At 57.0% G+C, this 13371-nt stretch carries 7 protein-coding genes; all 7 read left to right on the forward strand.

Annotated elements, in window-relative coordinates:
* The first annotated feature begins 97 nt into the window (after window positions 1-97).
* The 7 genes from EPE01S_RS10700 to ispG all read left to right on the forward strand — a co-directional run bounded on the left by EPE01S_RS10700 (window position 98) and on the right by ispG (window position 13341).
* On the forward strand, window positions 98-6052 hold the full coding sequence (locus EPE01S_RS10700; protein WP_062744664.1) for an alpha-2-macroglobulin family protein: 5955 nt from the start codon (window positions 98-100) through the stop codon (window positions 6050-6052).
* 24 nt (window positions 6053-6076) lie between these two features.
* Window positions 6077-8392, forward strand: coding sequence for a penicillin-binding protein 1C (gene pbpC / locus EPE01S_RS10705; RefSeq protein ID WP_062744667.1), 2316 nt, complete (start codon window positions 6077-6079; stop codon window positions 8390-8392).
* Between the two features lie 220 nt (window positions 8393-8612).
* Window positions 8613-9044 carry a nucleoside-diphosphate kinase gene (gene ndk / locus EPE01S_RS10710; RefSeq protein ID WP_062744669.1) on the forward strand — a complete coding sequence of 144 codons (432 nt, stop codon included), beginning with the start codon at window positions 8613-8615 and terminating at the stop codon, window positions 9042-9044.
* 168 nt (window positions 9045-9212) lie between these two features.
* Window positions 9213-10382: a dual-specificity RNA methyltransferase RlmN gene (rlmN, locus tag EPE01S_RS10715; RefSeq protein WP_062744671.1), complete on the forward strand. Its 1170-nt coding sequence runs from the start codon at window positions 9213-9215 to the stop codon at window positions 10380-10382.
* 87 nt (window positions 10383-10469) lie between these two features.
* Window positions 10470-11201, forward strand: a complete 732-nt coding sequence (pilW, locus tag EPE01S_RS10720) for a type IV pilus biogenesis/stability protein PilW (protein WP_062744674.1) — start codon at window positions 10470-10472, stop codon at window positions 11199-11201.
* Window positions 11191-12180 carry a cytoskeleton protein RodZ gene (rodZ, locus tag EPE01S_RS10725; RefSeq protein WP_062744676.1) on the forward strand — a complete coding sequence of 330 codons (990 nt, stop codon included), beginning with the start codon at window positions 11191-11193 and terminating at the stop codon, window positions 12178-12180. Before pilW ends, rodZ begins: the two co-directional genes overlap by 11 nt.
* A gap of 39 nt (window positions 12181-12219) precedes the next feature.
* On the forward strand, window positions 12220-13341 hold the full coding sequence (gene ispG / locus EPE01S_RS10730) for a flavodoxin-dependent (E)-4-hydroxy-3-methylbut-2-enyl-diphosphate synthase (protein WP_062744679.1): 1122 nt from the start codon (window positions 12220-12222) through the stop codon (window positions 13339-13341).
* Window positions 13342-13371 lie beyond the last annotated feature (30 nt).

Consider the following 13371-nt stretch of genomic DNA (forward strand, 5'->3'; position numbering starts at 1 on the left):
CTCTGGATTCCTGAAAAATCTTTGCCACCGCCGATAGATATTGCCCGGAGAAACTATTACTCTTTGACCAATTTTGTAACATGGAAGGTTCCTTCTGATGGATGTGATCACGTTTATCCTGCGCTTGCCTTTTACCCTGCTAAAAGCGCTGTGCTGGCTCCTGTCGCGGTTTTTTCGCATGCTGGGATGGCTGCTACGCCCGCTGCTGGGTGAGGTTAACTGGCGTGCCCCACGCTGGGTAACGCCCCTGAAGCGCAGCGTTGCCCGTCTGGAGCAGGGTGTTGAGCGACATCCGAAGAAGATTGCCCTTGGCGTACTGCTGCTGATCGCCGCAGGAGTGGCTGGTATCTATGGCTGGCACGCGTGGCAGAACCGTCCTAAGCCGATTGAAGTCGCACCGCTGACCATCCAGCAGAGCAGCGCACAGGCAGTCAACCCGGAGGCGGTTGACTACAGTGCGGCTAAACCCGCCGTACAGACGCTGACGCTCCGGTTTAACCAGTCCGTGGCCCCGGTCACCCAGGTCGGTAAAAAGATCACCGAGGGGATCCGTATTCGCCCATCGCTGGCCGGTGAGTGGCAGTGGCAGAACGCCTGGACGCTGGTCTTTACCCCGGCGCAACCGCTGCCGATGGGCGCGGGCTACGAGGTCACGCTGAAACCTGACACGCTGCTGGCCCCCCAGATCCGTATTGACCAGACCAGCTATACCTTTACTGTCCCCGCTTTTGACTATCAGATTGCCAGTAGCGAGTACTATCAGGATCCGCAGGACAACAGCCAGCATAGCGCGATTTTTAACCTCAGGTTTACTGCCCCTGCTGATGTGCAGAGCGTGGAAAAACAGCTCTCGCTGGGCCTGACGGCAGCCCGTGGCCAGCCTGAGCAGCCGCTGAAATACAGCGTGACCTGGGATGAGAAGAAGCTCAATGCCTGGGTGCGTTCTTCTGCTTTACAGCCGATGGATCACGGCGGTGCGGTGCATCTGCAGGTCAACAGCGGGGTCACACCTTCGCATCCCGGCAATCCGGTAACGCGTAAGACCAACGGCTGGGTAAACGTGCCGAATCTCTACAGCCTGAGCCTGAATGATATCAGCGCTGAAGTGGTGGATAAGCCAGGCAGCCAGGGCGAACGCGCGCTGATTGTCGGCTTCAGCGATGCCGTGCGCGACGCAGACGTCAGGAAAGGGGTCAGGGCCTGGCTGCTGCCAGAGAAAGATCCGCGACGCCCCGCCAGTCAACAGACAGATGAGGCCTATACCGTCTGGGATCAAGACAATGTCGATCAGAGTATCATTGACCGCTCTCCGGCTGTGCCGTTAAGCCTGAATGACGCAGAAGAAACCTGGCAGGCGCAGTTCAGCTTTAAATTTGATGCCCCGGCTAAACGCTACCTGCTGGTGTTGACCGATAACGCGATGACGTCCAGCGGCGGCTACAAAATGGCTGAAAAAGCCTGGCGCGTGGTTCAGGTGCCGGACTATCCGAAGCTGCTACAGTTTGCCGCCCAGGGGGCACTGCTGTCGGTCAACGGCGATAAACGCATCAGCGTGGCAGCGCGCAATGTGCCGGGGCTGCGTGTCGACATTAAGCGGGTTATCCCCAGTCAGTTACAGCACATCGTTTCGTTTAAAAGCCGGCAGTTCGCATCGGCCGATTTTAACCGCCTGAACGATGAGTACTTTACCGAGCGCTTCCGCTACCAGACGACGGTCAATAACGACAAACCGGGCGAGGTCAGCTATCAGGGCGTTGACCTGTCGCGCTATCTCTCTACCCGTCCGGACTCTCATCGCGGCGTGTTCCTGCTGACCCTGTCTGAATGGTCACCGCAGCAGAAAGAGCCTGAGCCAGGCGAAGAGGAGTATCAGGAAGAGGACGGACAGCAGGAAAGCACCGGCGACTCTCGCTTTGTGGTGGTGACCGATCTGGGCATCATTGCCAAGCGTTCGCAGGATAAAACCCGCGATCTGTTTGTTCAGTCGATCAGCAGCGGTCAGCCGGTCGCCGGGGCGCAGGTGTCGGTGGTGGCAAAAAATGGCGAAAAACTGCTGACCCGTCAGACCGGTGAGGACGGGCACGTCAGCTTCCCGTCGCTGGAGGTTTATACCAGCGAACGCGAAGCGGTGATGTTCCTTGTGGAAAAAGACGGGGATGTCTCCTTCCTGCCGACCGGACGGGATAACGACCGCGGCCTGGATTTCTCCCGCTTTGACGTCTACGGCGAAACCACTCCGGATGACACCCGCACCCTCGGCAGCTATCTTTTCTCGGACCGGGGTGTCTATCGTCCCGGCGATACGTTCCATATAGGTATGATCACCCGTGCCGCTGACTGGGCCGTGCCGGTGGGCGGCATTCCGGTGCGTGCTGAAATACGTGACCCGCGCGATAAGCTGATGCGTACTGTTCCGCTGACCCTCAGTGCCAGTGGCTTTAACGAGCTGAGTTTCACCACTGAAGAGAGCTCGCCGACGGGAGAGTGGAATATTTACCTTTATCTGCCGGGGAAAGACGATGACTCCACGCGTCTGCTCGGCAGTACGTCGGTCAACGTGAAAGAGTTCGAGCCTGACCAACTGAAGGTCCGACTGACCCTGACCCCGGCTCATCAACAGGGCTGGGTTAAACCGGATGCGCTGAAAGCCAGTATTGACGTGCAGAATCTGTTCGGTACCCCGGCGCAGGGGCGCCGCGTGGCATCTAAAATGACCCTGCGTCCGGTATACCCGGCCTTTGATCGCTATGCAGACTACGCCTTTTATGAAGCGCGTTCGGCCAGCGAAGGTTATGAAACTGAACTGGAAGACAGCACCACCGACGAAAACGGGGCCGCTGCGATCAAGCTGGATCTGAGCGGATTTGGTGAGTCGACCTACCAGCTGCAGCTGCTGTCAGAAGCCTTTGTCGCCGGGGGCGGTCGTTCCGTCGCGGCCACGGCCCGCACGCTGGTCTCTCCCTATGATTACCTGATCGGTGTAAAAGCCGACGGCGATCTGGGGTACATCCATCAAAACGCCGTGCGCAATGTCAATCTGATCGCCATCGATCCGTCACTGGACACCCTGGCGATTAACGGCCTGTCGCTACATCTTCTGCAGCAAAAATACCTGTCGGTACTGACCCGGCAGGAGTCAGGGGTCTATAAGTATCAGTCGAAGCTGAAAGAGATCCCGCTGTCGGAAACGCCACTTGATATACCTGCCAGCGGTCATACCTTCGCTCTGGCCACCGACAAACCGGGTGACTACGTGCTGGTGGTGGAAAATGCCCAAGGTGAGGTGCTGAACCGTATCGCTTACAGTGTGGCCGGTAACGCCAACCTGACCCGCTCCCTCGACCGCAATGCGGAGCTGAAACTGAAGCTGAACAGCGACACGTATCAGCCGGGCAGTGAGATTGAAGTGGCGATCAACGCGCCTTATACAGGCAGCGGACTGATCACCATCGAAAAGGATCGGGTTTACAGCTGGCAGTGGTTCCACACCACCACCACCAACTCGGTACAAAAGATCCGTATTCCAGCCGGGCTGGAGGGCAATGCCTATATCAACGTGCAGTTTGTGCGTGATATTAATTCGGACGAAATCTTTATGAGCCCGCTGAGCTATGGGGTCATGCCGTTTAAAATCAGTAATGATGCGCGTAAGAACAGTCTGCAACTGGCGGCCCCGGCGGTGATCAAACCGGGCGACGATCTGACGGTCGACGTCACCACCGACGGACCGCAGCAGGTAGCGGTATTTGCGGTGGATGAAGGGATCCTGCAGGTTGCACGCTATCGCCTGACCGATCCGCTGGACTACTTCTTCCGCAAGCGTGAACTGAATGTGGAAAGCTCACAGATCCTCGATCTGATCCTGCCGGAGTTCAGCAAGCTGATGTCGCTGACCTCTGCGCCGGGTGGTGACGGTGGCGAAGGGCTGGATCTGCATCTCAACCCGTTTAAACGCAAGCGCGACAAGCCGGTCGCTTTCTGGTCGGGCATCACTGACGTGAACGGGCAGGCACGGTTTAGCTGGCCAGTGCCAGACTACTTCAATGGCAGGATCCGCGTGATGGCCATTTCGGTTACGGCGGATAAAATCGGGAAAGCCGAAACCGGCACCACCGTACGTGATGACATGATTCTGACGCCAAACGTTCCGGCGATGGTGGCCCCCGGGGATGAATTTGACGTCAGCGTGGGCGTCAGCAATAACCGCGAAGGGCAGGGGAATGACAAACTGCCGGTGACGATCAGCGTCACGCCACCGCCTCAGCTTGAGGTGGTAGGGCAGGCCGCGCAGCCGCTGCAACTGGCGGCAAAACAGGAGGGCGTGGTCAGCTTCCGTCTGCGTGCCAAAGCTGAACTGGGCGATGCGCCACTGGTCTTCAGCGCGCAGTATGCGGATAAAACCAGCCGGCGCACGCTAAGTACCTCTGTACGTCCGGCAATGCCGTTCCGTATCCAGACGGTGATGGGACGGATGAACGGCAGTCAGCAGCAGGTGGATAACCTGCGCCTGATGTTTGATGCCTTTGCGCAGCGCCAGGCGTCGGTTTCGAATTCACCGCTGGTGCTGACCAGCGGCCTGGCAACGTACCTGGCGAACTACCCCTATTACTGTTCTGAACAGATTGTCAGCCAGTCCATCCCGCTGCTGTTGCAAAGCGAACATCCCGAGCTGCGCAACGGGCTGGATGCCGCTAACGTGCGCCAGCAGCTGAAGGGCATTCTCGACGTGCTGCGCTCCCGACAGAATGGTGAGGGCGCTGTGGGTCTGTGGATGGCGACCCCGCAGGCGGATCCGTTTATTACGCCGTATGTGGTGCAGTACCTGCTGGAGGCAAAAGCCGCCGGTTATCCGCTGCCTGCCGGTATGCTGGAGGAGGCCAACGTTGCGTTGCGTTCGCTGGCCGCCAGCGGTTATGACGATCTCTATCACCTGCGACTGCGTGCCTGGGCGGTTTATCTGCTGACGCGTCAGGGTGAGATCACCACCAGTGCGCTCGGCGCAGTGCAGGAAACGCTGAAAAAACGCTATCCCGACAGCTGGCAGACCGATCTCAGTGCACTCTATCTGGCCTCGTCCTGGCGCTTACTGAAGGCCGATGATGAAGCGGAACGGCTGTTTGAGCCGGGCTGGCAGGCGCTGAATAAGGCGTATGACAAAAGCTGGTGGACACAGAACTACTACGATCCGCTGGTTCAGGATGCCACCCGGCTGTATCTGATCACCCGCCACTTCCCGGAAAAAGTGGCCGCGATCCCACCGCAGCTGCTGGAAAACATGGTCATGGCTCTGCGCGAAGAACGTTACACTACCTTCTCAGCGGCAATGAGCATTCTGGCGCTGGAAAGCTATTCTGAGCAGGTCGCGAAGCAAAACGATGCGGCAGCGCTGACCATCAACCAGTTGGGGCGCGATAACCGCACTCCGCAGTTGATCTCGGCACTACAGGGGCGCTTCGCCCAGGGGAACTTCAGTTCAGCGGCGGCAGCCGTTCAGTTCCGAAACGCCGGAAACGCACCGGCCTGGTATGTGGTTACACAGGCCGGTTACGACAGGGAAACCCCGCAGAAGGCGATCAGCCGGGGTCTTGAAATCAGCCGCGACTACACCGACGCCGCCGGTAAAACGGTCGACAAGGTCACGCTGGGGCAAACCCTCAATGTCCACCTGAAAATCCGCGCTAATTCGACAGCGGCACTGAGCAATCTGGCGATTGTGGATCTGCTGCCGGGTGGTTTCGAGGTGGTTCAGCAGACGCCGCCTCCGCCGGAAGCCGGCGAGGATGAAAGCACTGATGCCGCATCAGCAGGGTGGCAGTCACCGCTGGCGGTCAGTGGCTCCACCTGGGCGCCGGACTACAGCGACATTCGTGAAGATCGGGTGATTATTTACGGTAGCGCCACTACGGAACTGCAGGAATTCGTTTACCAGATCAAAGCGACCAATACCGGCAGCTTTGTTATCCCTCCGGCGTACGGTGAGGCGATGTACAATCGTGACATTCAGGCCATGTCAGCCAGTAGCGGAAAAATCACGGTGGTGGCAGCTGAATAGTCCTGCAGCGAGGCGTTTGCTGCGATGAAACGGCTGCTGCAAAATCTGGCGGTGGCGCTGGGATTACTGGCGCTGCTGCTGGCAGGCATCCGGCTTTGGCCGCACCCGCCCCTGTCCTTCGGGGTGCCGCTGTCAACGGCGTGGTATGACCGGCACGGTACGCTGCTGCGTCTGTCGCTGGCCAGTGACGACCGCTATCGCCAGTGGACGCCGCTGGAGGCTATTTCGCCGCTGGCGGTGGACGGACTGCTGCTACATGAAGACCGCTGGTTTTATTATAATCCCGGCGTCAATCCGCTGAGTCTGGCGCGGGGCTTCTGGCGTAGCTATGTGCTGGGAGGCAGCCGGCAGGGAGGATCGACGATCACCATGCAGCTGGCCCGTATGCACTGGAAGCTCAATACGCGTTCACCCGGCGGCAAGATGGTTCAGGTGTTACGGGCAATCCAGCTCGAACTGAGCTATTCCAAGCACGATATTCTGGAGGCCTATCTCAACGCTGCACCCTACGGGCGTAACATTGAGAGCATCGGCGCGGCCAGCCTGATCTATTTTAACAAACCGCCGGCACAGTTGACGCTGGCAGAGGCGCTGACGCTGGCGGTGCTGCCTCAGTCACCCAGCCTGAGGATGGATCCCCGCAGCGGTGAGGCCAGCCCCCCGCTGATGCAGGCGCGTAACCGTCTTTTCCAGCGATGGCAGCACGCCTATCCCACCGACAGTAGCCAGCAGGCCCTGTTCAGATTGCCGCTGGCCCTGCGCCAGCCGCAGAATCTGCCCTATATCGCTCCCCACTTTGTTGAACAGTTGCAGAACGGTGATCGGCCGGCACGGGTTGACACCACGCTTGATGCTGGCCTGCAACAGCTGGTGGAAAAACAGGTCAACGCGTTTATCCGTCGTAATCAGAGTCGGGGCATCCACAATACGGCCGTACTGCTGGTGGACAGCCGCGATATGGGCGTGCGGGCGCTGGTTGGGTCAGCCGACTACTACAATCGGCAGATACAGGGCCAGGTCAACGGCACCAATGCCCGACGCTCACCGGGATCGGCACTGAAACCGTTTATTTATGCGTTGGGCATGGAGCAGGGGATCTTACATCCGATGACGGTACTGAAAGACGTCCCTTACTCTTTTGGCAGCTATGCGCCGGAAAATTTTGACCGCCGCTTCCTCGGGCCGGTGACCGCCACCGATGCGCTGAATTTCAGCCGTAACATCCCGGCGGTGACCATCGCCTCCCGGCTGCGCCAGCCGGGGTTTTATCAGTTTCTTCAGCTGGCTGGCATCAGCGGACTGGCCAGTGAGAAACATTACGGTCTGTCGCTGGTGCTGGGCGGAGGAGAAGTGACGGCGCAGGAGCTGGCAAAACTCTATGCCATGCTGGCGAACCGGGGTGAACTGCGTGCGCTGCGGATGCGGGAAAACGCGCCTCAGCCACCGGGATTCCGGTTGCTGAGTGAGGAGTCCAGCTTTATGACGCTGGATATTTTACGCCAGCACCGTCGACCGGGGGATACGCTGGCGCAGCGTCCGTCATCGCTACCGGTGTACTGGAAAACGGGAACGTCATGGGGCTTTCGTGATGCCTGGAGCGTGGGGATATTTGGCCCGTATGTGCTGGTGGTGTGGCAGGGGAACTTTAACAGTCAGGGGAATAATGCGTTTGTGGGCGTGGAAGCTGCCGCGCCGCTGTTCTTCAATATTATTGATAGCGTGATTGCCAGCTATCCCGGACTGCGTGAGCCTGAACATCGCTTTCCACCGCATCTGAAGCGCGTGGAAATTTGCCTGCCCAGCGGCGATCTGCCGACGCAGTGGTGTCAGCAGCGCGGCCGCAGCTGGTTTATCCCCGGCAAATCACCGATAAAAGTGGATACGGTTTACCGGCCCCTGCGCCTTGACAATCAGAGCGGCCAGCCAGTCTGTGCCCCCTGGGATCCGCAAACCAGCCATATTGAGGTATTTGAGTTCTGGCCGTCTGATCTGGCTCAGGTCTTTATGCAGGCGGGGCTGCCTAAACGTTCCCCGCCGTCAGTAAGCTGCCAGCAGGGTGCGGTCGAGGGCGATGCGCCGCGCATCACATCGCCGCTGAAACATACGACTTACCAGTTACGGCAGTCGCAAAAGGGGCGTGACACGATCAGCTTTAGTGCAGTGACCGATGCAGACAGCAGCACCGTTTACTGGTTTGTCGACGATGTATACCTTGGCTCAAGCGCCAGTAAAACGCCCCTCGACTGGCGGCCTTCCCGCCCCGGAAAATACCGCATCCGTGCGGTTGACGATCGTGGCCGGGCCGACAGCCGGGTGATTAATGTGGCGTTAATCCGCTAATTTCAGACGGATCCGCAGGCGCTTTTCTGGTCTTCGATCGTTCGCCTGCGTAAAATAGCCGCAGGCAGGGGAAAAAATGTCGCGATGGGGATCGGGTTTTTCGATAAATTATTGAATCTCCGGTAGGCATCTCTCGCGATGCCCCCTATAATCTGCGGCCATTTTCCCGGCCGGGAACCGTTTTCGCGGCTAAACTCGAAAGATAATACAGGGGTCAACAATGACTATTGAGCGTACATTTTCCATCGTAAAACCAAACGCTGTGGCAAAGAATGTGATCGGTGCCATCTTCAACCGTTTTGAAAGCGCTGGCTTCAAAATCGTTGGCAGCAAAATGCTGCACCTGAGCAAAGAGCAGGCTGAGGGTTTTTACGCGGAACACCAGGGCAAGCCCTTCTTTGATGGTCTGGTTGAATTCATGACCTCTGGCCCGGTGGTGGTTTCCGTACTGGAAGGTGAAAATGCCGTGCAGCGTCATCGTGACCTGATGGGCGCGACGAACCCGGCGAACGCGCTGGCCGGCACCCTGCGTGCTGACTACGCGGACAGCTTTACCGAGAATGCGACCCACGGTTCTGATTCTGCCGAATCTGCTGCCCGTGAAATCGCTTATTTCTTCGGTGAAGGTGAAATCTGCCCGCGCACCCGTTAATCCGGCTGCCTGGCGGAACGGGGTTTACAAAAAAAGTGAGTTTGCTCCTTTAACCCTTATCACGTCATGAGTACAATAATGCGCCCCTGAGCTGTGTTCGGGGGCGCTTCTATTTTATTCACTCCAAACCCAGTGCCATAACGTGTAACAACGAGGCCAGAGAAAATTATGTCAGAACTTATTGTGACGCCGTCGTCTGCATCTCCTGCAATCGCCACCCCTAAAAAAGAAAAAGTGAATCTGCTCGACCTTAACCGTCAGCAGATGCGTGAGTTTTTTGCCGGTATGGGGGAAAAGCCGTTTCGTGCCGATCAGGTCATGAAGTGGATCTATCACTACTGCTGTGATGACTTCGATGAGATGACCGACATCAACAAGGTTTTCCGTAACAAGCTGAAAGAGGTCGCTGAAATCCGTGCACCGGAAGTGGCTGAAGAGCAGCGCTCGACAGATGGCACTATTAAATGGGCTATCCAGGTCGGCGGCCAGCAGGTCGAAACCGTTTATATCCCCGAAAAAGACCGCGCCACGCTGTGTGTTTCTTCCCAGGTGGGCTGTGCGCTGGAGTGTAAGTTCTGCTCGACGGCGCAGCAGGGGTTTAACCGCAACCTGCGTGTATCCGAAATTATTGGTCAGGTGTGGCGTGCGGCGAAAATTATCGGTGCCACCAAAGTCACCGGCCAGCGTCCCATCACCAACGTGGTAATGATGGGCATGGGGGAGCCGTTGCTCAACCTGACTAACGTGGTGCCGGCGATGGAAATCATGCTCGATGACTTTGGTTTCGGCCTGTCAAAACGTCGCGTGACGCTGTCAACATCCGGCGTGGTGCCGGCGCTGGATAAGCTGGGTGATATGATCGATGTTGCACTGGCGATCTCGCTTCATGCACCGAATGACACAATTCGTGACGAAATAGTGCCGATCAATAAAAAGTACAATATTGAAACGTTCCTGGCCTCGGTTAGCCGTTATATCGGCAAGTCCAACGCTAATCAGGGGCGCGTCACCATCGAGTACGTCATGCTCGATCACGTCAATGACAGTACTGATAATGCCCATGAGCTGGCCGCCTTGTTGAAAAACACACCGTGTAAAATTAACCTGATCCCATGGAACCCCTTCCCGGGCGCACCTTATGGTCGCAGTTCGAACAGTCGCATCGACCGCTTCTCTAAAGTGTTGATGGATTATGGATTTACTACTATTGTGCGTAAAACCCGTGGTGATGATATCGATGCTGCCTGCGGCCAGTTAGCCGGGGACGTCATTGACCGTACCAAGCGCACGCTGAGAAAGAAAATGGCCGGTGAAGCGATATCTGTGAAGGCGCTCTGAAACCCAGCCTTTTCTGTTGCTGAACCATGTTGACCCTGGTGAAATTGGCGTACGATAGTTCGCTCATGGAGACAGGGAGTCATCGTCATGCGCACAGGGAGGGTAGCCATTCTGCTGATGCTGCTGCTGGCGGGGTGCCGGACATCACCCCAGCAGGATGGGCTGGTTGAAACCCGGATTCAGTTAGGGTTGGCTTATCTGGCACGCGGCGATAACGAGGCCGCGCACAGGAATTTACAGCGCGCGCTCGATATTGCCCCCGGGGATTACCGTAGCCAACTGGCAATGGCACGCTACCGGCAGCAGACAGGTGACACCAGCAGGGCGCAGCAACATTATCGTCGCGCCCTTAAATTAGCAGCGCAAAACAGCTATGTGCTTAATAATTACGGTGCGTTTCTCTGCGGATTAGGGCAGTATGATGCGGCACAACGGCAGTTCAGCAGGGCCATGGATGATTCGACCCACGGGCTTCGTGCCGACAGTGTTGAAAATTCGGGCTACTGTTTTTTGAATGCCGGTCAACATGAAAAAGCCTATAACGCACTGACGGACGCGGTGCGGGCCGAGCCTGCTAAAGGAATGCCTATGCTGGCAGAAGCTGAAAAGCGATTTGGAGAGGGGAAACGCGCAGAATCGCGGCTCCTGTTGGATATCTACCAACAACACTTTCCGGTTTCGGCAGAAAGCCTGTGGTTACAGATTCGCTTCGCCGCGCAGGCAAATCTACTCGATGACGTTCAACTTTATGGGGTACAGCTTGCGCGAATTTTTCCACACTCGATACAGTACCAGCATTTTTTAGCTAATGAATACTGAAGCCACTCAAGAAAAATCTAGCGTAAATTCAACAGGCGAGCGCCTGCGTGGTGCCCGTGAGCTTATGGGCCTGACTCAGCAGAATGTTGCTGAACGCCTCTGCCTGAAACTTTCCACTGTTCGTGATATTGAAGAGGACAAGTCGCCTGCCGATCTGGCGTCGACATTCTTGCGTGGCTACATCCGCTCCTACGCACGTCTGGTGCGTGTGCCGGAAGAAGAGCTGCTACCGATGATGGCGAAACAGGCCCCGGTCAGAGCCGCAAAAGTTGAACCGATGCAAAGCTATTCCCTCGGAAAACGCCGCAAAAAACGCGACGGCTGGTTGATGATCTTCACCTGGCTGGTGCTGTTTGTAGTGGTGGGCCTGACGGGAGCCTGGTGGTGGCAAAATCATAAAGCCGCTCAGGACGATCTGGTGACGATGGCCGATCAAAATGCTTCGTCTGATGGGGATAACAGTCAGTCTATCCCCCTGACTGACAGTAATGCCGGCAGCGGCGCCGATAACGGCGCGCAGACGGCCATTCCGTTAGACACCGCGCCAGCAGCGTCTGCGAACAGCAGCCGTGCCCCAGCCGCCGCGCCGACGACGGAAGCGCCCTCTACGGCAAACACGCAGGCTGATAATACTCAGCCTGCCGTGGTTTCACCAAGTCAGGCACCGGTTGATACCGGTGCCAATGGCCAACTGCCTACCAGCAGCGCTGGCGTCAGCCAGCCTGCCGTTGACCCGAATGCTGTGGTCATGAGCTTTTCCGCCGATTGCTGGCTGGAAGTCACCGATGCCGCAGGTAAGAAATTATTTAGCGGTATTCAGCGCAGCGGAGGCAAACTCAGTCTTGCTGGTACAGCACCTTATCGTTTGAAAATTGGTGCACCAGCCGCAGTACAGATTGAATATCAGGGCAAACCTGTCGATCTGAGTCGTTATATCCGTACTAACCAGGTTGCTCGCCTGACTCTGGGTGCGCAATAACGCATCTTCTCTGGTCTCGAGTAATTGTGGAGAAAGAATATGCATAACGAAGCACCCATTATCCGTCGCAAATCAAAACGCATTTACGTCGGCAAGGTGCCCGTGGGTGACGGTGCACCTATCGCCGTTCAGTCCATGACCAATACCCGTACCACCGACGTTGCCGCGACGGTCGCACAAATCAAAGCGCTGGAACGTGTCGGTGTCGACATTGTACGTGTCTCCGTGCCGACCATGGATGCCGCGGAAGCTTTTCGTCTGATTAAACAGCAGGTGAATGTCCCGCTGGTCGCTGACATTCATTTTGACTACCGCATCGCGCTGAAAGTGGCCGAATATGGGGTGGACTGCCTGCGCATCAACCCCGGCAATATTGGCAATGAAGAGCGCATTCGCTCGGTCGTTGACTGTGCCCGCCACTACAACATTCCTATCCGCATTGGTGTGAACGGCGGTTCGCTGGAAAAAGATCTGCAGGAAAAATATGGCGAGCCTAATCCGCAGGCGTTGCTGGAATCCGCCATGCGTCACGTGGATATTCTTGACCGGCTGAACTTTGATATGTTCAAAGTCAGCGTCAAGGCCTCCGATGTGTTTCTTGCCGTAGAATCCTACCGCCTGCTGGCGAAGCAGATCGACCAGCCGCTGCATCTGGGTATTACCGAAGCGGGTGGCGCCCGTGCGGGTGCGGTGAAATCCGCGATTGGCCTGGGCCTTTTACTGTCTGAAGGCATCGGCGATACGCTGCGCATCTCGCTGGCGGCAGATCCGGTTGAAGAAGTGAAAGTCGGCTTTGATATCCTCAAATCGCTGCGCATTCGCTCACGCGGGATTAACTTTATTGCCTGCCCGACCTGTTCACGTCAGGAATTTGACGTTATCGGTACGGTGAATGCCCTGGAAGAGCGGCTGGAAGATATCATCACCCCGATGGACATTTCCATCATTGGCTGTGTGGTTAACGGCCCCGGTGAAGCGACCGTTTCCACCATGGGGGTGACCGGCGGCAGCAAGAAAAGTGGTTTCTACGAGGACGGCGTGCGTCTGCGCGAGCGTCTGGATAACGACAATATGATTGACCAGTTGGAAGCGCGCATCCGTGCGAAGGCCACCATCCTGGACGCATCACGCCGGATTGATATCCAGCAGGTCGAAAAATAATTAATCGCGCCCGGTCATGCCTTAGGGGTG

Origin of the sequence: Erwinia persicina NBRC 102418 (assembly GCF_001571305.1) — a bacterium.
Lineage (GTDB): Bacteria > Pseudomonadota > Gammaproteobacteria > Enterobacterales > Enterobacteriaceae > Erwinia > Erwinia persicina.

What these genes read in the sequence shown, in the direction of transcription:
- EPE01S_RS10700 (WP_062744664.1), top strand. Translation starts at nt 98, where the DNA reads ATGGATGTGATCACGTTTATCCTGCGCTTGCCTTTTACCCTGCTAAAA.
- pbpC (WP_062744667.1), top strand. Translation starts at nt 6,077, where the DNA reads ATGAAACGGCTGCTGCAAAATCTGGCGGTGGCGCTGGGATTACTGGCG.
- ndk (WP_062744669.1), top strand. Translation starts at nt 8,613, where the DNA reads ATGACTATTGAGCGTACATTTTCCATCGTAAAACCAAACGCTGTGGCA.
- rlmN (WP_062744671.1), top strand. Translation starts at nt 9,213, where the DNA reads ATGTCAGAACTTATTGTGACGCCGTCGTCTGCATCTCCTGCAATCGCC.
- pilW (WP_062744674.1), top strand. Translation starts at nt 10,470, where the DNA reads ATGCGCACAGGGAGGGTAGCCATTCTGCTGATGCTGCTGCTGGCGGGG.
- rodZ (WP_062744676.1), top strand. Translation starts at nt 11,191, where the DNA reads ATGAATACTGAAGCCACTCAAGAAAAATCTAGCGTAAATTCAACAGGC.
- ispG (WP_062744679.1), top strand. Translation starts at nt 12,220, where the DNA reads ATGCATAACGAAGCACCCATTATCCGTCGCAAATCAAAACGCATTTAC.